We start from the raw sequence: 22,066 nt of genomic DNA on the forward strand, positions 1-22,066 counted from the left end.
TGTGAATAAATCCCTCGGGAAAGGCGTGTGTCCCCGCGAAGGCGGGGACCCATCTCCGGCAGGCGCAAGATGGAGCCGTCGGACGATGGGCTCCCGCCTTCGCGGGAGCACACGGCTCGTTTGGGCGAAAGCGATGCCGACGCGGATCGTCACCCCGGCGTCGGTTTGCCGAGATAGAAGCTGAGCGGCGCGTCGGGCAGCTTGCGCCCGTCGTCGCGCAGCGTGTCGTAAACCACGGCATTTTCGAGCACGCGCTGGACGTAATTCTTCGTTTCAAAGATCGGAATCGCCTCGATCCAGTCGACCATGCTGATCGCGCCGGTGCGCGGATCGCCGTTGGCGCGCAGCCATTTGTTCACATTGCCGGGCCCGGCGTTATAGGCGGCGACCGCGAGCGGATAGCTGCCGCCGAAATAACGCAGCATCTGCTGAAAATAGGTGGACCCAAGCGTCATATTATAACTGCTGTCGGTGGTCAGCGCCGAAGCATCGTAGCTGAGCCCCAGCTTGCCCGCGACTTCGCGTGCGGTGCCGGGCATCAGCTGCATCATCCCGCGCGCGCCGGCGTGGCTGATCGCCTGACGGTCGAACTGGCTCTCCTGCCGGCTGATCGCGTGGATGAAGGTCCAGTTGCCCTCGTGCCCCGCTGGCACGCGCACCGTCGGAAAGCCCGATACCTCGACCGCGTCGAGGCTGTTCGCCTGCGCGCTGCGCCCGATCATCACACCCAGGTCGGGGCGGCCGATCTGTTTCGCGAGCTGGCCCGCGAGCACATGGTCGGCGGGGGTCGTCGCCTCCTGTGCGAGCGCGCGCAGGAACAACGACTGCTCGCGCCACGCGCCGATCTCGCCGAGCGCACGCGCGGCGCGGACGAGGCGATCGTCCTCGAACGCGGCCCGTTCGGCTTGCGAGACCTGCACTTTCGGCTCGGGCAGCGGCTTCGGCTGCGGCCGGTGCAGCCGCTCGAGCGACAATTGGCCATAGAATTGGTCATAATGCTGCGCGGCGTCGGCGAATTCGGCGTTGGCGGCGTCGCGCTTGCCCGCCGCGAGTTCGGCGCGGCCCGCCCAATAATAGCCCTTGGTCCGCGTCTGCGCCGAGCGCGCGGCGTCGCCATAGGCCCTGAACATCCGCGCGGCATCGGCGGGACGGCCGATGTCCTTGAGCGCGATCTGACCGGCGAGCCACGCGAGCGACGTATAATCGTCGCGCACCCCCAGCGGGGTTTCGCGCACCACCGTGCCCGGCGGCAGCGCGTCGTCGAGCCGGCTCGCGATATTAAAGGCGGTCAGCTTGTCGCCCCCCGCGTCGGCGAGGCGCGCGTTGGTGAGCAAGGTTTCGAGCCATTCCTCGGCGTCGAGCGGCGGCGCCGACAATTGGCGCGGACCGGCGAGCAGCGCGCGCGCTTCGCCGACGCGGCCCGAGCGGCGCAGCCACGTCGCCTTGGCGGTGATATAGCCCGCATCGGTGCGCAGGATCGACGGATTGGCCGCCTCGACCGCCGCCGCCTGCATCGCGGCATCGACCGCGCCGCTGCGCATCGCGAGCCTTGCCGCGAACACCGCGCGTTTCTGCGGCGAGGTGAAGCCGAGCTGACGTGCGGCGGCCGCGGTGTCGTTTGACCACAGCAGGCGGTCCATGCGTGCATCATGGTCGGCCGCCGTCAGCGCGCCGGGGAAGAAAGACAGCACCCGGCTGATCTCGTCGTCGCTGAGCGAACCGCCGACCCACGCGCGGCGCACCGCGGCATTCGCCTCGTCGCGGCGGCCCGAGGCGTTGAGCGCGAGCGCCAGGCGCAGCTGTCCGCTCGGCGTCTTCGGCGGATAGGCGGTGAAATAGGCGAGGGTGCGCGCCGGATCATAGCTGTCGACCGCGATCGCCTTTTCGGCGCGAATGCGCATCTTCTCGGCATCGGGCCAGCCCTTGTTCGCCATCAGGAAGCGTGACAGCCGGTCGAAGGACGCATTCTGGTCCTGCGTCAGCCGGCGCCATTCGATCAGCGCGTCGCCGACCGAATTGGTCGCGCTCGGCGGGGCGGTCGAGACCGACGCGAGCCCCATCTGGGCGCGATACCAGGCCATTTGTTCGGGAGTAAGCTCGCTGGCCGAGGCCATGCCGGGGATCAACAGGGCGGCCGCGAGGGCGAGGCGGGAAATGGGGGACAGTCGGATCATGCGCGGCATGATAGCGGCAAACTCCTTGCAGCGCGCTGAATAGGCGTCCATTAGGCGGCGCGCCGGCCAATTCTATCGGTTACCGCCGAAATTTTGTAAAGGAGCCTCGCATGTTTTCGGGTTCGATTCCCGCCTTGGTGACGCCGTTTCGCGACGGGGCGTTCGACGCCCCCGCCTTCGCGCGTCTGGTCGACTGGCAGGTCGGCGAGGGATCGAAAGCGCTCGTGCCGTGCGGGACGACAGGCGAGAGCCCGACCCTCGGCTTCGACGAACATTATCGGGTCATCGACTGCTGCATCGAGGCGGCGGCGGGGCGGGTGCCGGTGATCGCCGGCTGCGGGTCGAACGACACCGCGACCGCGATCCGCCATATGCGCCACGCGCAGGCGGCGGGGGCCGACGCGGCGCTGATCGTCGCGCCCTATTACAACCGGCCGACGCAGGACGGCCTGCTCGCGCATTTCAAGGCGCTCGCCGACGCGAGCGACCTGCCGATCGTCGTCTATAATGTTCCCGGCCGTACCGTCACCGACATCAGTGCCGAGACGATGTGCAAGCTCGCCGAAATCCCCAGCGTCGTCGCGGTCAAGGACGCGAGCGGCGACCTCGCCCGCGTGACGATCCATCGCGCCGGCGCGGGGGCGGGTTTCTGCCAGCTGTCGGGCAACGACGATCTGTGGCTGCCGCACGCCGCGATGGGCGGCGTCGGCTGCATCTCGGTCACCGCGAACGTCGCGCCGCGCCTCTGCGCCGATTTCGCCGCCGCCTGCGCCGCGGGCGAGTGGAGCCGCGCGCTCGGCTTGCACGACCGCCTGTTCGGCTTGCACAAGGCGATGTTCTCCGACGCGTCGCCCGGCCCCGCAAAATATGCGCTGTCGCGCGTCCACGACTGGTTTTCGCCCGAAGTGCGCCTACCTATCATTCCGGCGTCCGCCGCTTCGCGCGCCGCCGTCGATGCCGCGCTCGCCGCGGCTGGAGTTCTCTAGGTTTCTTCCAATGGCCCGTCCGCAGTCCGCCGCCGAATTCGACAAGAAGAAGGTCGTCGCCGAAAACCGGCGCGCGCGCTTCGACTATAGCATCGAACAGGTGTTCGAGGCGGGGATCGCCTTGCAGGGGACCGAGGTGAAGTCGCTGCGCTTCGGCGAAGGGACGATCGCCGAAAGCTATGCCGAGGTCGCGGGCGGCGAGGTGTGGCTGATCAACGCCAATATCCCCGAATTCAGCCACGGCAACCGCTTCAACCACGAGCCGCGCCGGCCGCGGAAACTGCTGCTCAACGGGCGCGAGATCAACAAGCTGCATGCCGGCGTCGCGCGGCAGGGGATGACGCTCGTGCCGCTGTCGGTCTATTTCAACAGCCGCGGCCGCGCCAAGGTCGAGCTCGCGCTCGCCAAGGGCAAGAAGGCGCACGACAAGCGCGAGACGATCAAGGAACGCGACTGGAAGCGCGACAAGCAGCGGCTGATGAAAGAACGCGGATGAGCCGCATCCGGCAATGGGTCGCGCGCAACCTGCCGCGCCGCGAGGATATGGCGAAGAGCCGCTGGATCCGGCCCTTTGCCCACCGCGTCCTGCGCCCCGAACTGTGGCGCTTCACCCGCCGTTCGGTGCCGCGCGGGGTCGCGCTCGGCGCGCTCGTCGGGATCATCGTGCCTTTCGCGCAAATTCTCTTCGCCGCGATCCTCGCGCTGCCGGTGCGCGCCAATGTGCCCGTCGCGGCGCTGACCACCTTCATCACCAATCCGCTGACGACGCCGCTCGTCTGGGTCGCGGCCTATGAAACCGGCAGCTTCATCCTGCGCGTCGATGCGATGACCTATGGCCGCCCGATCGGCACCGCGGTGCGCACCACCGATGTTGGCGACATGATGCAGTGGCTGACCGGCGCCGCGACGATCACCGCCTTCGGGCTGATCGTGCTCGGCGTGGTGACGGCGGCGGTGCTCTATGTCGTGACCGCCTTTGGCTGGCGCTGGTTCATCGGCGACAAGTGGCGCCGCCGGCGGCGCGGGCGCGCCGACCAACGACTTGAGCCATCGACGAGCGACAACGGCGCCGGTTGAACCCGCGCGCGGCCCGATTATAGCTGGATCATCGCGATCGCTCCGTCCGGGGCGATGCCATCTGTTGATACTGGGGACTTTTCATGACTCGTTCGATCCGATTTCCGCGCCTGATGGCGACGGCGGCGCTGGGCGCCATCCTTTTCGGCAGCGCTGCCAGCCCGCTCGCGGCGAAGGAAGACGCCGCGACGACCGCCGCCACCGCCGCGCATACGCCCGAGATCGGCAGCTATGGCTTCGACGCCAAGGGCATGGACACGACGGTCCTGCCGGGTAACGACTTCTATGCCTATGCCAACGGCACCTGGGCGAAGGACACCGCGATCCCTGCCGACAAGTCGAATTACGGTATGTTCACCGCGCTCGCCGACCTGTCGCAGAAGCGCACGCAGGAGATATTGGAAGCGGCGAAGGGCGACCCGGCCAGCATGATCGGCCGCGCCTACGCCTCCTTCCTCGACGCGCAGGCGGTCGAGGCAAAGGGCCTCGCGCCGATCGAGCCGTGGCTGAACAAGATCCGCGCCGTCGACAAGGCGGGGCTCGCGAAGCTGCTCGCCGAGGCGGACCGCAGCGGCGTCTCGCATTTCTTCGGCGGCTATGTCGGGCAGGACGACAAGAATCCCGACGTTTACATCTATTCGCTCTATCAGGGCGGCATCGGCATGCCCGACCGCGATTTCTATCTGAAGCCCGGCGAGCGCAACGAAAAGCTGCAGGCGGCCTATCTCCAGCATCTTGAAAACATGCTCACCCTCGCGGGCGAAACCAACGCAGCAGCGCGCGCGCAGGCGATCTACGACCTCGAAAAGTCGATCGCGACCGTCCACTGGGACAAGAACGACAGCAGCGACGCGACCAAGGTCTACAACAAGATGACCATCGCCGAGCTGCAAAAGACGGCGCCGGGCTTTGACTGGGCCGGCTTCATCCACGGCGTCGGGGTTCATGAGGATCAGCTGCTCGTCGCCCAGCCGAGCGCCTTTACCGGTGAGGCAAAGATCATCGCCGATGCGCCGATCGAGGTGATCCGCGACGCGCTGATCGTGCGCAGCCTCGACGGCTTCTCCGACGTGCTCCCCGATGCGGTGGCGAAGGAAAGTTTCGCTTTCTATGGCACCGCGCTGTCGGGCACGCCCGAGATGCAGGAACGCTGGAAGCGCGCGGTCGATTTCACCACGAACAATATGGGCGAAGCGGTCGGCAAGGATTATGTCGCGAAATATTTCCCGCCCGAAACCAAGGCGGCGATGGAAAAGCTGGTGCAGAATGTCCTCGTCGCGCTCGGCCACCGTATCGACAATCTGGCGTGGATGCAGCCCGAAACCAAGGTGAAGGCGAAGAAGAAGCTCGCCAATTTCACCGTCAAGATCGGCTATCCCGACCGCTGGAAGGATTATAGCGCGCTGGTCATCAAGGCCGACGACCTGTTCGGCAATGCGCTGCGTTCGAACCAGTTCGCGCACGACGACAATATCAGCCGCCTCGGCGGGCCGATCCGCCGCTGGGAGTGGGGGATGACCCCGATGACGGTCAACGCCTATGCCAATTTCGGCATGAACGAGATCGTCTTCCCGGCCGCGATCCTTCAGCCGCCCTTTTTCGACCCCAATGCCGACCCGGCGATCAACTATGGCGGCATCGGTGCGGTGATCGGCCACGAGATCAGCCACCATTTCGACGACCAGGGCTCGAAATATGACGAGACCGGCAAGCTCGCCGACTGGTGGACCCCCGCCGACGTCAAGGCGTTCGAAGCCGCGGGCAAGGCGCTCGCCGCGCAATATGACGCCTATGAAGTGCTCCCCGGCGAACATCTCGACGGCACTTTCACGCTGGGCGAGAATATCGGCGATCTCGCCGGGCTCAACATCGCCTATGACGCCTATAAGGCGTCGCTGAACGGCCAGGAGGCGCCGGTCATCGACGGCACGACCGGCGACCAGCGCTTCTTCCTCGGCTGGGCGCAGGTGTGGCGGCGCAACTACCGCGAGCAGAATTTGTCGCAGCGGATCACGACCGACCCGCATTCGCCCTCGATTCAGCGGACTTGGGTCTCGCGCAACCTCGATCCCTGGTATAAGGCCTTCGCGGTAAAGGACGGCCAGAAGCTCTATCTGGCGCCAAAGGATCGTGTCCGCATCTGGTGATGCGCCAACAAGGGGAAAAGCGTCATTGACCGCGACAAGCCTGCCTTCCGCTGACGGCGATTTCAGCAGGGGGGCGGGGCCCGCGCGCCCGGCGATGCCCGGCGGCCTGTCGCGAGTCGACCTCGCGCTGGTCGCGGGGCTCGCGCTCGTCTCGGTGGCGCTCCTCTTCTGGGCGACGCGCGACGCCGTCCTTGCCGGGGGCTTTCTGGCGGGGCTGGCGGTCGCGGCCGGCGGTCTTCTCTTCGTGCGGCGCCTGTTTCCTGCCGCCGCGGCGGCCGAGGCGGCGGCGACCGACTGGACGATGCTGCGTCAGGCGGTCGCGCACGACGATGTCGCGATCGCGGTGACCGACCGCGGCGGGCGGCTCGTCTGCGCGAACGATCTTTTCGCGACGTGGATGGGCGGCTTCGTCACCCCGCCGGGGCTGCCGCTCGACGGCGCGGGCGCGGAGCGGCTCAAGGATGCGGGGCGCGGCGCGTGGCGCGACGGCGAAGGCGTCGTCGAGGATCTGGCGATCGGCGCGCTGCGGCTGCGCGCGCAGGTGACGCGCACCGGGCAGGCCGAGGATTATCTCGTCTGGCGCTTCGCGGCGCAGGAACGGCTCGACCTTGCCGGCGAAATCGTCCGCCACCTCGAAGGGCCGGCGGGCCGCACGCTCGGCGAGGCGGGGGTCATGGCGGCACTGGTCAGCGCCGAGGGTCGGTTGCGCGTCGCCAATCAGGCTTTTTTGCTGCGCGCGCTGGGGGAGGCCGACCAGGCGCATTATGCCGGGCGCGACGCCGCGCAGATGTTGCGCCTCGACGACGCCGGCGCGCTTTATTTCACCAACGAGGGCGACCGTGCGACGCCGGTGCGCCTGATCCAGGTGCCGCTCGCGCCCGCGGACAGCGTCGGGCCGATGCTGCTCGCGCTGATCGACGAGGATATCGGCCCCGCCGACCGCGGCACCGCGCAAAGCTATGTCGAAACCTTGCTGTCGCTGCTGCCCTTCGGCCTCGCGATGGTCGATCGCGATGGCCGCTTTCTCTATATGAACCGCGCCTTCAAGCGCGCCGCCGGGGTCGCCGAAGGGCGGCTGCCGCGCTATCCGGGCGATCTTGTCGTCGGCGAGGACAAGGGGCCGCTCGCCGACATGATCCGCCGCCACAGCAGCGGGCAACAGGTCGGCGGCGACCTGTCGATCCGTCTGGCCGGGCAAAGCGACGATCCGGTGTCGATGCGCGTCGTCGGGGTGCGCGGGCTTGGCGAAGCCGCGGTTCTGCTCAGCCTCAAGGATTCGAGCGAGGAATCGCGGCTCAAGCGGCAGGTCGCGCAGCAATCGAAGATGCAGGCGGTCGGCCAGCTCGCGGGCGGTGTCGCGCACGACTTCAACAACATCCTGACCGCGGTGCTCGGCAGCTGCGACCTGATGCTGATGCGCCACACGCCCGGCGACAGCGACTATGACGACATCCAGCAGATCCGCAGCAACGCGAATCGCGCCGCCAGCCTGACGCGGCAATTGCTCGCCTTTTCGCGCCAGCAGACGCTGCGGCCGCAGATTTTGCAGCTTCCCGACGTGATTTCAGAGGTTTCGCACCTGTTGAAGCGGCTGATGGGCGACACGGTCGAACTTGTTGTGCATCACGGCCGCGGGCTCGGCGCGGTGCGCGCCGACCCGGTGCAGCTCGAACAGGTGATCATCAACCTTGCCGTCAATGCGCGCGACGCGATGCCCGGCGGCGGCACGATGACGATCGAGACCTTTCCCGTCTCGACCGCCGAGGTGCGCGTGATGGGCAGCGAGATCATGCCGCCCGCCGACTACAGCGCGCTGCGCATCTCCGACACCGGCAGCGGCATTCCCGCCGATGTGCTGCCCAAGATTTTCGAGCCCTTCTTCACCACCAAGGACGTCGGCAAGGGGACGGGGCTGGGGCTTTCGACGGTTTACGGCATCGTCAAGCAATCGGCGGGATTCATCTTCGCCGACAGCAAGCCGGGCGAGGGCGCGAGCTTCACCGTCTATCTGCCCGTCCACCGCGCCACCGGCGACGCGCCCGCGCTTCCGGTGCCCGCGGCGCGGCCGAAGAAGAGCCAGTGGGGCACCGGCACCATCCTGCTCGTCGAAGATGAGGATATGGTGCGCGCGGTCGCGGAACGCGCGCTGGTCCGTGCGGGTTATAATGTCGTGGCGGCGCAGCAGGGCGAAGAAGGACTCGAACGGTTCGACGCGATGGACAAGATTGATCTGGTGGTCAGCGACGTGGTGATGCCGGTGATGGACGGCCCGGCGATGGTGCGCGCGATGCGTGCAAAAAAGCCCGATCTGCCCATATTGTTCATGTCGGGCTATGCCGAGGAACAGTTGCGCCAGTCGATCGACATCGACCATGTCGCCTTCCTGCCCAAGCCCTTTTCGGTCGCGCAGCTCGCCGAGGCGGTGTCGGCGGCGCTCGATGACGCCGCGCATCGGAACTCCGATGGCGGATGATCGCCGCCTCCTGCTCGTCGAGGACGATGTGCTGATCGGCATGATGCTCGTCGACATGCTCGACGCGCTCGATTTTCCCGAGCCCGCGCAGGCGACGACCAACGAAGAGGCGCTCGCGATCCTCGACCGCGAACCGATTGCGGGTGCGCTCGTCGACATCAATCTGGGCGAAGAAAAGGGCTGGCCGATCGCCGATGCGCTCGCCGCGCGCGGCATCCCCTTCGCCTTCACATCGGGCGGCGGCGACGTGATCCCGCCCGCGCACGCCGATCGCCGGCTGGTGACCAAGCCCTTCCGGATCAGCGACATCGAAGCGACGCTCGCGGACCTTCTCTCCTAGGGCGTGGTTGCTCTTGAATGAGGCGCATGGGAAAGTGCGTGTGTCCCCGCGAAGGCGGGGACCCATCTCCGACCGGTGCGAGATTAGAGCAAATTGCGCGAAATCTGAATCATCCGCATCCCCGAGCGAAGACGAGGGGCTCGTTCGAGCGGAGCGAGAACCGCAGCGTCGCCGCCTCGACTTCGCTCGGGGAGACGGTGCAGATTTCCGGCACGATGCTCTAGGCCGTCGGGAGATGGGCTCCCGCCTTCGCGGGAGCGCACGGCTTATTCAGTCAAAGATGATCTTGCTCATAGCCCCGACGAACGCCGGGACCGCCGTTGGTCACGATCTTCGCTGCCGCGCAAACCCTCCGATGCTTTTGTCGATCCCGATAGAGATGACCGCCGAACATTAATTCCGTTCCCCTCTTGTTCCACGAGAACAAATGCCGTACACGATGGTCCGGGCGTTGCGATGCGTCTGCTGTCGCTCTAAGCAGGAAAGGGACGGTCATGGCCGGACAATTGTCACTCGTCGAATCGGGGAAATCAGTGAACGGAACGGACAGGCAGAAGGCGCTCGACGCCGCCTTGGCGCAGATCGACCGCGCTTTCGGCAAGGGCTCGGTGATGAAATTGGGCTCGAAGGAGGCAATGCAGGTCGAGGCGGTTTCGACCGGCTCGCTCGGGCTCGACATCGCGCTGGGGGTCGGCGGACTGCCGCGCGGCCGCGTCATCGAAATCTATGGCCCCGAAAGCTCGGGCAAGACCACCCTCGCGCTGCACTGCATCGCCGAGGCGCAAAAGACCGGCGGCACCGCCGCCTTCGTCGATGCCGAACATGCGCTCGATCCCGTCTATGCGAAGAAGCTGGGGGTCGATATCGACGAGTTGATCGTGTCGCAGCCCGACACGGGTGAACAGGCGCTCGAAATCGTCGATACGCTCGTGCGTTCGAACGCGATCGACGTGCTCGTCGTCGACTCGGTCGCTGCGCTCGTCCCGCGCGCCGAAATCGAGGGCGAGATGGGCGACAGCCACGTCGGCCTGCAGGCGCGGCTGATGTCGCAGTCGCTGCGCAAGCTCACCGGCTCGATCAGCCGTTCGCGCTGCATGGTGATCTTCATCAACCAGCTGCGCATGAAGATCGGCGTGATGTACGGCAATCCCGAGACGACGACCGGCGGCAACGCGCTCAAATTCTACGCCTCGGTCCGCCTCGACATCCGCCGTACCGGCCAGATCAAGGACCGCGACGAGATCGTCGGCAACACGACGCGCGTCAAGGTCGTCAAGAACAAGGTCGCGCCGCCGTTCAAGCAGGTCGAGTTCGACATCATGTACGGCCAGGGCATTTCGAAGATCGGCGAAATCCTCGACCTCGGCGTCAAGGCCGGGCTCGTCGAGAAATCGGGCGCCTGGTTCAGCTATGATTCGGTGCGCATCGGCCAGGGCCGCGAGAATGCGAAGAATTTCCTGTTGGAAAATCCTGAACTTATGCAGCGACTCGAGACGGCGATCCGCGGCCGTACCGAGGCGGTGGCCGAAGAGATGATGACCGGCCCCGATGCGGACGACGATGGCGATCTTTGATCGCGACTGAACGCCTTCCGGCCGGTCATGCCCCTCCCGACCGGCCGGCCGACGGCGGCGGGCCATGGAATCGCCCCGGCTTTGGCCGGACCGGTTCCGCTCCTTGGGTCTGCACCCCTCTCGCAGACCGGCCCGCCCGCCGTTGATCGCTTGCCCCTCCCGGACGTCCTTCCGTCCTGAAGCGGCGCTCGAACTTCATCGGCAAACTTCATTGGCAAGCGGGCGCCGGGTCGGATACGCCGATTGCCGGCCCGCGCGGGGTCGTCGTCATCGAGGAGTGCGCCATGACCCTGATCGTCCACCATCTCAACAACAGCCGCTCGCAGCGCATCCTCTGGCTGCTCGAGGAGATCGGCGCGCCCTACGAGATCAAATATTACGAGCGCGACGCGACAACCAATCTCGCGCCGCCCGAGCTGCTCGCGGTGCATCCGCTCGGCAAGTCGCCGGTGCTCGAGGACGATGGCCGCGCGATCATCGAATCGGGCGCGATCGTCGAATATCTGTGCGAGCGCCACGGCGGCGGTCATCTCGTGCCCGCGCGCGGCACCGACGATCATGTCAGCCATCTCGAATGGCTGCATTTCGCCGAAGGTTCGGCGATGACGCCGATCCTGCTGCGCCTCTACACCGCGCGTCTCGGCGCCGCGGCGGAGCCGCTCGAAGCGCGCATCGCGCAGCAGCTCGATTCGCATTTCTCCTACATGGAGAGCAAGCTCGGCCCGAGCGGCCATTTTATCGGCGATGATCTGTCCGCCGCCGACATCATGTTGAGCTTCCCTGCCGAAATCGCGGTGATGCAGGGCATGGCGCCGCGCTATCCGAAGCTCGCCGAGTTCGTGAACATGTGCCACGCGCGCCCCGCGTGGCAGCGCGCCCGCGCGAAGGGCGGGGCCTATTATGGCTATTGATGGCCGCGGCCGGATATTGCTGCTCGCCGCCCTGCTGGCGACCTGCGCGCCGGCCACTGCCGCGCCGCCGGTGGCCGGGCCCGAAGTCGAACGCGAGGTGGTTGCGCCCGAGGGCGTCGATTTCAAACCGGCCGCGACCGACGAGGAAGGGGCGATCGACCGCTTTGCCGACTATACGCTCGCGCTGGCACGGCGCGATTATGCCGCGGCCTATGCTATGCTGCGCCCGTCGCTCCAGGCATCGAGCCCGCGGCTCGACTGGGAGGCCGATCTGCGCAAGCGCGGCGGCCTGTGGGCCGACGGGACGATCCGTATCCTGCGCCTGACCTGGTATCTCGATCCCGCGGGCCAGCCGTCCGGCCTCTACGCCGCCTTCGACTTCCGCGGTGATCGCAGGGACGGAACGATGGATTGCGGCTATGTCGTCGTCCACCGCGCCGCGCCGGCCGCACCCTTCACCGTCGTGCGCACCGACACGTCCGAAGTGCCGTCCGACATGATGGAGGACGGCGTGCCAAAGGTCGAGGTGCTGCGCCAATTGCCCTGCTATCTGGGGAAGGGGATCGCCACCGCCTTCTGATCGCATGCGCCGATCGGCTTGAGGGGCGTTTCCCGGCTTGTCGGGAGGGGGCAAAGCCCTTAATTCGCGCGCATGACATCGACCAACGACATTCGCCGCTCCTTTCTCGATTATTTTGCGAAGGAGGGGCACCATATCGAGCCGTCGGCGCCGCTGGTGCCGCACAACGACCCGACGCTGATGTTCGTCAACGCCGGGATGGTGCCGTTCAAGAATGTCTTCACCGGCCTCGAGAAGCGCCCTTACAGCACCGCGGCCTCGTCGCAGAAATGCGTGCGCGCCGGCGGGAAGCACAATGATCTCGACAATGTCGGCTTCACCGCGCGGCATCATACCTTCTTCGAAATGCTGGGGAATTTCTCCTTCGGCGACTATTTCAAGGAACAGGCGATCCATCATGCGTGGACGCTCGTCCACAAGACGTGGGGCCTTCCCGCCGACAAACTGACCGCGACCGTCTATCATACCGACGACGAGGCGTATGACCTGTGGCGCAAGATTTCGGGACTGCCCGAAGAACGGATCATCCGCATCGCGACGAGCGACAATTTCTGGTCGATGGGCGACACCGGGCCGTGCGGACCGTGCAGCGAGATTTTCTACGATCATGGCGATCATATCTGGGGCGGCCCGCCGGGATCGGCGGAAGAGGACGGCGACCGCTTCGTCGAAATCTGGAACCTCGTCTTCATGCAGTACGACCAGCAGCCCGGCGGCGCGCGCGTCGACCTGCCGCGGCCGAGCATCGACACCGGCATGGGGCTGGAGCGCGTCGCGGCGGTGCTGCAGGGCGTCCATGACAATTACGACACCGACACCTTCAAGGCGCTGATCGCCGCCTCGGTCGAACTGACCGGCGTTCCCGCCGACGAGGCGCGCAAGGCGAGCCACCGCGTGATCGCCGACCATCTGCGCGCGTCGAGCTTCCTGATCGCCGACGGCGTGCTGCCGTCGAACGAGGGGCGCGGCTATGTGCTGCGGCGGATCATGCGGCGTGCGATGCGCCACGCGCACCTGCTCGGCGCCAAGGATCCGCTGATGTACCGGCTGCTCCCGTCGCTGACCGCCGAGATGGGCGCCGCCTATCCCGAGCTGATCCGCGCCCAGCCGCTGATCGCCGAGACGCTCGAACGCGAGGAGACGAAGTTCCGCCAGACGCTCGACAAGGGGCTGCGGCTGCTCGACGAGGCAACCACCGGTATGGACAAGGGCGCGACGCTGCCCGGCGACGTCGCATTCAAGCTCTACGACACCTATGGCTTCCCCTATGATCTGACCGAGGATGCGCTGCGCACGCAGGGCATCGCCGTCGATCGCGCAGGCTTCGACGCGGCGATGGCGCAGCAGAAGGCGGCGGCGCGCGCGGCGTGGAAGGGCAGCGGCGAAAAGGCGTCGGACGAAATCTGGTTCGACCTCGCCGAAGCCAATGGCAGCACCGAATTCACGGGCTACACCGCGACCGAGGGCGAGGGCGAGGTGATCGCGCTCGTCAAGGACGGCGTGCCGGTCGACACCGTGCAGGCGGGCGACGCGGTCGTCGTGCTGACCAACCAGACGCCCTTTTACGGCGAGAGCGGCGGCCAGATGGGCGACAGCGGCACGATCAGCGCGCCGGGCGGGTTCAAGGCGTCGGTGCGCGACACCGGCAAGCCGCTCGGGCGGCTGCACACGCATCAGGCGGTGATCGAGAGCGGCAGCCTGAAGGTCGGCGACACGGTGCATCTGAGCGTCGATGCCGCGCGCCGCGACCGCATTCGGGCGAACCACAGCGCGACGCACCTGCTGCACGCGGCGCTGCGCAACCGGCTCGGCGATCATGTGACGCAGAAGGGCAGCCTTGTCGCCGAGGATCGCTTCCGTTTCGACTTTTCGCACCCGAAGGCGCTCACTGCCGAAGAGATCGCCGATATCGAATCTCAAGTGAACGCGCAGATCCGTGCCAACGAGCCGGTGACGACGCGGCTGATGACCCCCGACGACGCGATCGCCGCGGGCGCGATGGCGCTGTTCGGCGAGAAATATGGCGACGAGGTGCGCGTGCTCAGCATGGGCAAGGCCGACGAGGCGAGCTATTCGGTCGAGCTGTGCGGCGGCACCCACGTCCGCGCGCTCGGCGACATCGCCCTGTTCAAGATCGTCGGCGAAAGCGCGGTGTCGTCGGGCGTGCGGCGGATCGAGGCGTTGACCGGCGAAGCCGCGCGCCAGTGGCTGCTCGGCCGCGACGAGGCGCTGAAGGCGGCGGCGGCGGCGCTCAAGACCACGCCCGACGAGGTTCCGGCGCGCGTCGCGGCGATGGCCGAGGCACTCAGGAAGGCCGAGCGCGAACTCGCCGACGCGAAGAAGGCGCTCGCGATGGGCGGCGGCGCGGCGAGTGGCGGCCCGGCGGTCGAGGAGATCGGCGGCACGAAGCTGCTCGCGCAAATCGTCGAGGGGCTCGACCCCAAGGGGCTGCGCGGCGCGGTCGACGATATGAAGAAGCAGGTCGGCAGCGGCGTCGCGATGCTCGTCGCGGTCAACGATGGCCGCGCGTCGGTCGCGGTCGGGGTGACCGACGATGCGACCGCCTCGCGCAACGCCGTCGAGCTGGTCAAGGTCGCGGTCGCGGCGCTCGGCGGACAGGGCGGCGGCGGCCGTCCCGACATGGCGCAGGGCGGCGGTCCCGACGGTGCGGCCGCCGACGCGGCGGTGGCGGCGGTCAAGGCGGCGCTGGCCGCCTGACCCGATAGTTGAAAGAGCGTGTGTCCCCGCGTAGGCGGGGACCGATCTCGCGCCGGTTCAAGATGGAACCGACCGGAGATGGGCTCCCGCCTTCGCGGGAGCACATGTCTTTTCCCTGGAGCATCGTGCCGGAAATCTGCACCGTTTCCCCGAGCGAAGACGAGGGGCATTGCCGAGCGAAGTCGAGGCGGCGACGCTGCGGTTCTCGCTCCGCTCGAACGAGCCCCTCGTCTTCGCTCGGGGATGCGGATGATTCAGATTTCGCGCAATTTGCTCCAGTTCAAGATGGGAACGATTTTCACCGCATCGCTGCCCATTCGACGGCGAGGCGCGCGACCGACGCGAGGACGGCTTCGTCCTCGGCGCGCATATCCTTGCTCGCGACGGGGCCTTCATAATAGGCGGTGATCAGCAGCGGCGCGCCTTGGGGCGGGAAGGCGATCGCGATGTCATTATATTTGTTCATCATGCCGGTCGGCGTCGCAGTGCCGGTCTTGTGACCGAAACGCCAGTCCGCCGGGATGCCGGCGCGCAGGCGGCGGGTGCCGGTGGTCGTCGCGACGCCCCAGTCGACGAGGCGGGTTCGCGATGCGGGCGATAGCACATCGCCGAGCAGGATGGTGTCGAGCAGCGCGGCCATGGCGCCGGGGGTCGTCGTGTCGCGCACATCGCCAGGGGCGACGCTGTTCAGCGCCGGCTCGGTCCGGTCGAGGCGCGTCACCGGATCGCCCCATGCGCGAAACTGGCGCGTCACGGCTTCGGGGCCGCCGACGAGGGGAAGCAGCAGGTTGGCGGCGGCATTGTCGCTGGTGGTGATCGTCGCCTCCATGAGTTCGGCGACGGTCAGCGCGCCTTCGCCGACCCGCTTGCTGGTGACGGGCGAATTGGGGATCAGATCGGCCTTTCCGTAAGGCACGCGGCGGTCGAGCGCCAGCTTGCCGTCGTCCACCGCTTTCAGCACCACCGCCGACAGCGGCCATTTGAAGGTCGAGCACATCGCAAAGCGTTCGTCGACGCGGTGGCCGGCGGAACGCCCGCTGGCCGCGTCGCGGAAACAGACGCCCAGGCGGCCGCCCGCCTGCCGCTCGAGTGCCGCAAGTTTCCGGGCGATCGGGTCCGCTTTTTCCTCCGGCTTTTGAGCCGGTGCGCCGTCGGCTTCGCGCGTGCAGCCCGCCAGCAGCGTCCAGCCCGCGAAGGCGGCAGCCGGGGTGAGGGAGAGGATGCGGCGACGCGAAAGGGCGGGAAGGGGCATGGTGACAATCCTCATATAGCCGGAAAGAGGCCGCAATAGTTTCCGCATTTGGCGCCGCGGCCAAGCGATGATAGGTCAGCTTTATCATTAGATTTTCTAAGGGGTCTGCATGGCGGTCACCGAAATCTCCCTGAACCTGCTGCGCGCGTTCGACGCGGCGGCGCGGCAGGCGAGCTTTACCGAGGCGGCGAAGGAGTTGTTCGTGACGCAAGCCGCGGTGAGCCACCAGATCAAGGCGCTCGAGACCTGGCTCGGCAAGAGCCTGTTCCATCGCACGTCGCGCGGGCTGGTGCTCACCGACGAGGGCTTGCTGCTCGCGCCGACCGTCGCCGATGCGCTGTCGCGGATCGAGGAGGGGATCGACCGGGTGCGGCTCGGCGTCGCGCGCGACGTGCTGACCGTCGGCGTGGTCGGCACTTTCGCGGTCGGCTTCCTGATGCGCCACCTGCCCGATTTCCGGCGGCGATATCCGCATATCGAGCTGCGCCTGCTCACCAACAACAACAAACCCGACGCCTCGACCGACAGCCTGGACCTGTCGATCCGCTTCGGCGACGGCGCGTGGCGCAGCGTCGAGGCGGTGCGCGTGATGGAGGCGCCGATGACGCCGCTCTGCGCGCCCGCGATCGCCGACACGCTGCACCACCCCGCCGACCTGGCGCGCTGGCCGCTGCTGCGGTCGTATCGCGCGCAGGACTGGCCGGCGTGGTTCGCGGCGGCCGGCACGGCCCCGATCGTCGCGCGCGGGGCGCAGTTCGACACTTCGATCATCATGGTGCAGGCGGCGCTGCTCGGCGAGGGGGTCGCGCTCGCGCCGCCGGCGATGTTCGAAGCGGAGCTTGCCGACGGGCGGCTGGTCCAGCCGTTCGGCGCCGAGGTCGATGTCGGCGCCTATTGGCTGACGCGGCCCTTGGCGCGGGCCGAGCGTGAGGCGGAGCGGGCGTTTGCCGGGTGGCTGGTGGGGCGGGCGAACGAGTTTACTCGCGCCCTATGAGCGAGTGGTGTGTCCCCGCGCAGGCGGGGACCCATCTCCGGCCGGTTCAATCTCGCGACAACCGGAGATGGGCTCCCGCCTTCGCGGGAGCACACATCATTTTGGGGTAGCGACTCACCCCTCGACACCCTTCGCCTTCCCCCACGCCCGCGCGGCGGTGTAGCCGAGATAGCCGGTGCCGAAGAGTGCGTAGAGCGGCTCGGGGATGCCCGACAGATAGGCGTTCATTCCCTCGGCGATGCCCCTGGCCATCTCCGGCCGCGCGGCGGCGATCAGACCCATCGGGATCGCCCAGAGCAGCAGCACATACATGACATAAAGGAAGCTCGGCCGCGCGCGGCTCGTCCACGGGTCGGCGCTGTTCGCTTCGGCGACGATCGCGGTCATCCGCGTGCGGATCGCCTCCATTTCCTGACTGCCCTCGAGCTTGAGTAGCTCAAGCTTGGCGCGGTCGCGCGCTTCGGGGTCGGGGATGATCTTGTCGATCAGCCTGGCAATGGGGCCGATCAGGCCTTCGATGATGCTCATTCCGGTGCTCCTGCATGTTCAAAGTTCAGAGAAGTTCAGCCCAATGGCGGGATGCATCAGCCGTCGCCGATGCGGTTCGCGAGCCAGCCGTAGAGAAAAGCCTCCTGGCTCGGACGGCGTTCGGCGAGCGCGATGTAGCGTTCGCCCTGCAGCGCTTCCATCGCGCGCAGCAGCACCGTCTCGCCCGCTGCGCCGCGCGTGCGGAGGAAGCCGTCGAGCGCCGACAGGGTGCGCGGGCCGATGGCGCGATCGACCGCGATGTCGGGATAATCGCGCGCGGCGCGGTTGAGCGCGTTGAGCGCGCGCTGGAGAAAGCCGGTCGCGACGGCGGTGCCCATGTTGACGCCGGTGTCGAACAATTCGGCGGCGATCTGCGGCGCGCGCAGGGCGACCTGGTCGAAAAGCGGGTGGTGCCAATAGAGGCGGCGATAGATCGACGCCGCGGTCTCGCGGGGGAGAGCGGACATCGCGCCGGCATAGCCCTCGGCGCGCGCCACGGCTTCGGTGATGCCCCAGCAGGTCGCGCCGCCACGGTCGGCACCGTGGTTTACATATCGGCCTTCGCGGTCGATGACGGCTTCGATCAGCGCGTCGGCGAAGCAGGTGAGGGGATCGGGTTTCGGCATGATTCGCTCCTTTGGTGCATATGAGGCAATTGAAAGAACCATATAGGAACAATGTAGGAAAGGATTTTTCGATGCGGGCTTTAGAGGTGGCCGAATTGGCACCCCACCATGGCGGCTGCGCGCTTGTCGATCGACCCGTTCCGGTACCGGGGCCGGGCGAGGTGCGCGTGCGGGTGCGCGCCGCCGCGGTGAATTTTCCTGACCTGTTGATGACGAACGGTGGCTATCAGCTGAAACCCGAACTGCCCTTCACGCCCGGGCTCGAATTCGCGGGCGAGGTCGAGGCGTTAGGCGAGGGCGTCGCAGACTGGGCGGTCGGCGACGCGGTGGTCGGCGGCAATCGCTTCGGCGCGATGGCCGAGGCGATCACCGTCCCCGCGCGGGCACTGCGCCGCAAGCCCGAGCGGCTGAGCTGGGAGGAGGCCGCGGCCTATGGCGTCGCCTATCTGACCGCCTATGTGTCGCTGGTGCGATGCGGCCGCGTCGCGGCGGGCGAGTGGGTGCTCGTCCACGGCGCGGCGGGGGGCGTGGGGCTCGCGACCGTTGATTTGGCGAAGGCGCTCGGCGCGCGGGTGATCGCGGCGGCGAGCAGCGCGGCGAAGCGCGAGGCGATCGCCGAGCTTTATGCGCCCGACGCGGTGATCGCGGCCGAGCCCGGCTTTCGCGACACGGTGAAGGCGCTGACGGGCGGCGGGGGTGCCGACGTGATTTTCGATCCCGTCGGCGGCGACGTCTTCGACGAATCGACGCGCTGCATCGCGTTCGACGGGCGGCTGCTCGTCGTCGGCTTCGCATCGGGCCGTATCCCGGAGGTGCCGGCGAACATCCCGCTTATCAAGGGCTTTTCGGTCGTCGGGGTACGCGCGGGCGAATATGGCCGGCGTTTTCCCCAACGCGGGGCGGAGAATCTGGCGGCGATCGACGCCCTCGCAGCGGAAGGACGCATCCGCCCGCACGTCCACGCCGTGCTCGACCTTGCCGACTGGCGCGCGGGATTCGCGATGCTCGAACGGCGCGAGGCGGTAGGGAAGGTGGTGCTGCGGCCGTAGGGGGGATGGCGGTCCGCCTCAGCCGGTTGCGTCACCCGCCGATGCAAAGGGATTGCCACGCAGCGATTGGCCCGCGGTTTCAGGCATGAAGCGCAGCGCGACGAGTCCGACGAGACAGGAGAAGATCATGTAATAGGCGGGCATCAGCTGGTCGCCGGTCCAGCTGATGAGGCCGCTGCCGATCGCGGGCGCGGTGCCGCCGAAGATCGAGGTCGAGACATTATAGGCGATTGCAAAGCCCGCGAAGCGCACCGAGGTCGGGAAAAGCGCAGGAAATGTTGCCGAAATCGTCGCAAGCTGCGGCACATAGAGCAGGCCCAAAAGGATGAAACCGGCGATCGCGCCGGCGAGGCCGGTGCCCATCAACAGGTAGAGCGGCACGACGCCGACGAGCAGCCCGAGCAGCGAGAAGCGCCACATCGCACGGCGGCCGATACGGTCCGAAAGCGCGCCGGCGAAGGGCAGGAAGAGCATCATGAACAACATGCCGATGATCGGCACGATCAGCGCCTCGTCGGTGGTGAGGCCGATGCGGCGCTGGAGATAGGTCGGCATGTAGCTGAGCAGCGTGTAGTTGACGACGTTGAGCGCGACGACCAGACCGCCGACGACGAGCAGCGGGCGCCAATGGTCGCGCGCGAGCGTGGCGAGGCCGGGGGCCTGGCGGGCTTCCTCGACCACACATTCTTCGAGGAAGATCGGGGTATCCTCCATCTTCGAGCGCAGATAGGTGCCGATGAGGCCCATCGGCGCCGCGATCAGGAAAGGGATGCGCCAGCCCCAGTCGTGCATCGCCGCGTCACCGAGCGTCAGCGAGAAGAGCAGCATCAGCGAGGCGCCGAGCGAGAAGCCGGCGAGGGTGCCGAATTCGAGGAAACTGCCGAAGAAGCCGCGCCGGTCGTCGGGGGCATATTCGGCCATGAAGGTCGCCGCGCCGCCATATTCGCCGCCGGTCGAGAAGCCCTGCACCATGCGCAGGACGATGAGCAGGGTCGGCGCCCAGACGCCGATATGCGCATAATCGGGGATCAGCCCGACGCCGAAGGTCGCCCCCGCCATCATCAGGATGGTGAGCGCGAGCACCGACTTGCGCCCGATGCGGTCGCCGAGCGGTCCCCAGAAGAGGCCGCCCAGGGGCCGGACGAGGAAGGAGATGGCGAAGGTCGCGAGCGCGAACAGCACCGCCTCGTCGGTATCCCCCGGAAAAAGCGCCGCCGAAATATAGGTGACGCCATAGGCATAGATGCCATAGTCGAACCATTCGGTCGCATTGCCCAGTGCCGAGGCGGTGATCGCGCGGCGCAGCGTCGCGGGATCGGTCTTGGCACCCGCCGGAGCGCATAGGTCCGGGGTCATCGTCTGCGTGGTCATGGCGTCACCTGTTGCTGGGGCGCGGCCCCCGCGGCCGCGTCGTCATCGTCGGGAAAAGCGGGATCGAGCAGCGCCGCGGTGGGCGTCGTGCGCGGCAGGATCTGGAAGTCCTGCTGCGCTTCGGTCGGCACCGCATCGGTCGCGGCGAGGCGCCAGAGGCCGAACGCGAGCATCGCCGCGGCTGCGAGCGCGATGAAGAGGAAGAGGCCGCCCGCGCCGGCGATCGTCATCGCGGCCGCGCCGGCGATGGGGCCGGCCGCGGCGCCCGCCGAATAGAGCAGCACGAGCTGGCCGCTCGCGGTGACGCGCTCGGAGGGGAGGAGGCGGTCGTTCGCGTGCGCGACGCTCAAAGGATAGAGGGCGAAGCTGAGGCCGCCGAAGAGGAAACCGAGCGCGAGCAGGACAATGCCGAGCGGCTGGAGCGCGAGGCCGGCGCTGACCGCGAGCGTCATCGCGAAGCCGCCGACGATCACGCGGCGGCGGTCGTAGCGGTCGGAGAGGCGCCCGAGCGGCCATTGCAGCGCGACGCCGCCGAGGATGACGACCATCATGAAGGTCGCTGTATCGGCGAGGCTGAGCCCGAGGCGGCGCGCGTAGATGGCGGCGAGGCCATAGAAGGCGCCGAGCAAGAGGCCGGTGATGCCCGCGCCGACGACGCCGAGCGGCGAGGCTTCGAAGAGGCGGCGGAGCGGCAGCGAGGCGGCTTCCTCGAGCGCGGGGGCGTGGCTGCGCGTCAGGCAGACAGGGATGATCGCGAGCGAAATCAGGATCGAGGCAAGCTCGAAGGGGATTTGCGGCGCGGTGTTGCCCGAACGGAGGAGGAGCTGGCCGAGCGCCTGCCCCGAATAGAGCGCCACCATGTAGAAGGCGAGGATCGTCCCGCGCGTTTCGGGTTCGGCGCGGTCATTGAGCCAGCTTTCGACGCAGATGAAGACGCCGGCGACGCACAGCCCGTCGATGAAGCGCAGTGCGCCCCACAGCAGCGGCTGCTGGAACAGCGCATAGGTGAGGGTGCTCGCCGAGAGCAGCGCGACGAACGCGGCATAGGCGCGGATATGTCCGACGCGGCGCACGATGCCGCCAGCACGCAGCGCGCCGAGAACCAGCCCGCCGAAATAGGCGGTGGCGACGAGTCCGATCACCATCGTCCCGCTGCCCGCGCGCTCGAGCCGGAGCCCGATCAGCGTCGACAGGAAGCCGCTGCCCGCCATCATCACGAAGATCGCGATCAGCAGGCTTCGGACCGGATGGATCGAAGCGAACATG

18 protein-coding genes are annotated in these 22,066 nt (G+C 67.5%); 12 read left to right on the plus strand and 6 right to left on the minus strand.

Features of this window, described 5'->3' with window-relative positions; genetic code table 11:
- Window positions 1-149: 149 nt before the first annotated feature.
- A complete protein-coding gene (locus CHB69_RS01370) occupies window positions 150-2,174 on the minus strand; it encodes a lytic transglycosylase domain-containing protein (RefSeq protein WP_245836432.1) in 2,025 nt (674 codons plus the stop codon).
- 110 nt (window positions 2,175-2,284) lie between these two features.
- Between CHB69_RS01370 and dapA the strand changes: the two genes are divergently transcribed.
- The 10 genes from dapA (at window position 2,285) to alaS (ending at window position 14,980) form a co-directional block, all read left to right on the plus strand.
- A complete protein-coding gene (gene dapA / locus CHB69_RS01375) occupies window positions 2,285-3,160 on the plus strand; it encodes a 4-hydroxy-tetrahydrodipicolinate synthase (RefSeq protein WP_089214184.1) in 876 nt (291 codons plus the stop codon).
- 10 nt (window positions 3,161-3,170) lie between these two features.
- Window positions 3,171-3,656, plus strand: a complete 486-nt coding sequence (gene smpB, locus CHB69_RS01380; RefSeq protein ID WP_089214185.1) for an SsrA-binding protein SmpB — start codon at window positions 3,171-3,173, stop codon at window positions 3,654-3,656.
- Entirely contained in the window at window positions 3,653-4,237 is a 585-nt protein-coding gene (locus CHB69_RS01385) for a DUF2062 domain-containing protein (protein WP_089214186.1), read from the plus strand. Before smpB ends, CHB69_RS01385 begins: the two co-directional genes overlap by 4 nt.
- A gap of 83 nt (window positions 4,238-4,320) precedes the next feature.
- Window positions 4,321-6,384 (plus strand): M13 family metallopeptidase, encoded by a 2,064-nt coding sequence (locus CHB69_RS01390; protein ID WP_089214187.1) that lies wholly within the window; start codon window positions 4,321-4,323, stop codon window positions 6,382-6,384.
- A gap of 94 nt (window positions 6,385-6,478) precedes the next feature.
- Window positions 6,479-8,857 carry a hybrid sensor histidine kinase/response regulator gene (locus CHB69_RS01395; protein ID WP_089214188.1) on the plus strand — a complete coding sequence of 793 codons (2,379 nt, stop codon included), beginning with the start codon at window positions 6,479-6,481 and terminating at the stop codon, window positions 8,855-8,857.
- Window positions 8,847-9,197: a response regulator gene (locus tag CHB69_RS01400; RefSeq protein ID WP_089214189.1), complete on the plus strand. Its 351-nt coding sequence runs from the start codon at window positions 8,847-8,849 to the stop codon at window positions 9,195-9,197. The genes CHB69_RS01395 and CHB69_RS01400 overlap by 11 nt, the downstream gene beginning before the upstream one ends.
- Window positions 9,198-9,691: 494 nt before the next feature.
- On the plus strand, window positions 9,692-10,771 hold the full coding sequence (gene recA, locus CHB69_RS01405; protein WP_089214190.1) for a recombinase RecA: 1,080 nt from the start codon (window positions 9,692-9,694) through the stop codon (window positions 10,769-10,771).
- Between the two features lie 284 nt (window positions 10,772-11,055).
- Complete coding sequence (locus CHB69_RS01410; RefSeq protein ID WP_089214191.1) at window positions 11,056-11,682, plus strand: glutathione S-transferase family protein; 627 nt, start codon at window positions 11,056-11,058, stop codon at window positions 11,680-11,682.
- Window positions 11,672-12,262, plus strand: a complete 591-nt coding sequence (locus tag CHB69_RS01415; protein WP_089214192.1) for a hypothetical protein — start codon at window positions 11,672-11,674, stop codon at window positions 12,260-12,262. The genes CHB69_RS01410 and CHB69_RS01415 overlap by 11 nt, the downstream gene beginning before the upstream one ends.
- Before the next feature lie 72 nt (window positions 12,263-12,334).
- Entirely contained in the window at window positions 12,335-14,980 is a 2,646-nt protein-coding gene (gene alaS / locus CHB69_RS01420; protein ID WP_089214193.1) for an alanine--tRNA ligase, read from the plus strand.
- Between the two features lie 298 nt (window positions 14,981-15,278).
- On the opposite strand, the gene bla is transcribed toward alaS, so the two are convergent.
- Window positions 15,279-16,232: a class A beta-lactamase gene (bla, locus tag CHB69_RS01425; protein ID WP_089214194.1), complete on the minus strand. Its 954-nt coding sequence runs from the start codon at window positions 16,230-16,232 to the stop codon at window positions 15,279-15,281.
- 109 nt (window positions 16,233-16,341) lie between these two features.
- Between bla and CHB69_RS01430 the strand changes: the two genes are divergently transcribed.
- Window positions 16,342-17,226: a LysR substrate-binding domain-containing protein gene (locus CHB69_RS01430; protein WP_089214195.1), complete on the plus strand. Its 885-nt coding sequence runs from the start codon at window positions 16,342-16,344 to the stop codon at window positions 17,224-17,226.
- 114 nt (window positions 17,227-17,340) lie between these two features.
- Here CHB69_RS01430 and CHB69_RS01435 read toward each other — a convergent pair whose 3' ends face one another.
- Together CHB69_RS01435 and CHB69_RS01440 are read right to left on the minus strand one after the other, a co-directional pair.
- On the minus strand, window positions 17,341-17,754 hold the full coding sequence (locus CHB69_RS01435) for a holin family protein (RefSeq protein ID WP_089214196.1): 414 nt from the start codon (window positions 17,752-17,754) through the stop codon (window positions 17,341-17,343).
- Window positions 17,755-17,810: 56 nt separating this feature from the next.
- Entirely contained in the window at window positions 17,811-18,380 is a 570-nt protein-coding gene (locus CHB69_RS01440) for a glycoside hydrolase family 108 protein (RefSeq protein WP_089214197.1), read from the minus strand.
- 71 nt (window positions 18,381-18,451) lie between these two features.
- On the opposite strand from CHB69_RS01440, the gene CHB69_RS01445 reads away from it, so the two are divergent.
- Window positions 18,452-19,429 carry an NADPH:quinone oxidoreductase family protein gene (locus CHB69_RS01445; protein ID WP_089214198.1) on the plus strand — a complete coding sequence of 326 codons (978 nt, stop codon included), beginning with the start codon at window positions 18,452-18,454 and terminating at the stop codon, window positions 19,427-19,429.
- Window positions 19,430-19,447: 18 nt separating this feature from the next.
- On the opposite strand, the gene CHB69_RS01450 is transcribed toward CHB69_RS01445, so the two are convergent.
- Together CHB69_RS01450 and CHB69_RS01455 are read right to left on the minus strand one after the other, a co-directional pair.
- Entirely contained in the window at window positions 19,448-20,800 is a 1,353-nt protein-coding gene (locus CHB69_RS01450; RefSeq protein ID WP_170935395.1) for an MFS transporter, read from the minus strand.
- Entirely contained in the window at window positions 20,797-22,065 is a 1,269-nt protein-coding gene (locus CHB69_RS01455; protein ID WP_089214199.1) for an MFS transporter, read from the minus strand. The genes CHB69_RS01450 and CHB69_RS01455 overlap by 4 nt, the downstream gene beginning before the upstream one ends.
- Window position 22,066: the final 1 nt, after the last annotated feature.

The sequence above is a fragment of the Sphingopyxis indica genome (genome assembly GCF_900188185.1).
Classification (GTDB): Bacteria; Pseudomonadota; Alphaproteobacteria; order Sphingomonadales; family Sphingomonadaceae; genus Sphingopyxis; species Sphingopyxis indica.